This is a genomic window from Mesorhizobium sp. WSM4815 (assembly GCF_055811575.1).
Window position 1 is genome coordinate 1 of record NZ_JBVVQS010000043.1, and the last position, 1044, is coordinate 1044.

Below are 1044 nucleotides of genomic sequence, written 5' to 3' on the forward strand. Positions count from 1 at the left end.
CCCGAGGAAGGAACCCGCGGGCCACAGGCGATGGCTATGGGGATTTCGGATTTCGGCAGATGTCGGCGATGGCGCGACCGCCGTCGGGAAGCTCTGGGTTGAATGCGGACAGACCGCTTCGTTGCGCCTCCGCGCGGTGTTGTCGGGACGGTGGGCGGCTGGGCGCGGCTCTGTCGGAGTCGATAATCACCATAGACGTGCGTCGATCCGTTGCCGAAGGCTGAGTGCCTGCAGCTGAAGGCTGAACCTTTCCATGCCGGGTCATGGCGTGCTGCTCCCGGTCGACGGGGAACCGTGTGGCGGTCCGCGCGGCTGCCTCCATCGTTCGAACACCTCGATCACGATCATGCGGCCGCCACAGCAGGGGCATGGCGGGCGAAAGTTGTCCGGTTCGTCCGTGGTGTCATCGTCTGACGGTGCGGCGGCGTTCAGGAGTTCACGAGCAAGCGCGAGGCTGGCCTTGCGAGCAGAGCCGGCAAGCAGGCCGCAATGCCGGATGCGGTGGAATCCCTTTGGCAACACGTGGAGCAGGAAGCGGCGGATGAACTCGTCGGTCGCGAGCGTCATGAGCTGCTGCCGGTCGGCGCCTTCGCGACGATAGTCCTTGTAGCGGAAGGTGACGCCGCTCTCGTCTAGGCGGATGAGGCGGCTGTTTGAGATCGCGACCCGGTGCGTGTAGCGCGACAGGTAGGCGAGCACCGCTTCCGGGCCGGCGAAGGGCGCCTTGGCGTAGACCACCCAGCGCTTCTTCCGGACCGGCGACAGGTGGCGCAGGAATGCCCGCCGTTCCGCGAGATGAGCAATTGCGCCGAAGAAGGCGAGCCGGCCAGCGTCGTGCAGCGCGATCAGCCGGGTGAGGAACAGGCGGCGGAACAGCTTGCCGAGCACCCTCACCGGGAGGAGGAAGGCCGGGCGCGACGATATCCACCGGCTCCCGTCGAGCGAGACGCCACCGCCCGGAACGATCATGTGGACATGCGGATGGTGCGTTAGCGCCGAGCCCCATGTGTGGAGCACGGCGGTGATGCCGATGCGCGCGCCGAG

General features: G+C 67.0%; 1 protein-coding gene. It reads right to left on the reverse strand.

Going from position 1 to position 1044, the window contains the following annotated elements; translation table 11 throughout:
- Positions 1 to 261 precede the first annotated feature (261 nt).
- On the reverse strand, positions 262 to 1044 hold a 783-nt coding region (locus tag AC0L2B_RS00185), incomplete at its 5' end, for an IS91 family transposase (protein WP_473743635.1).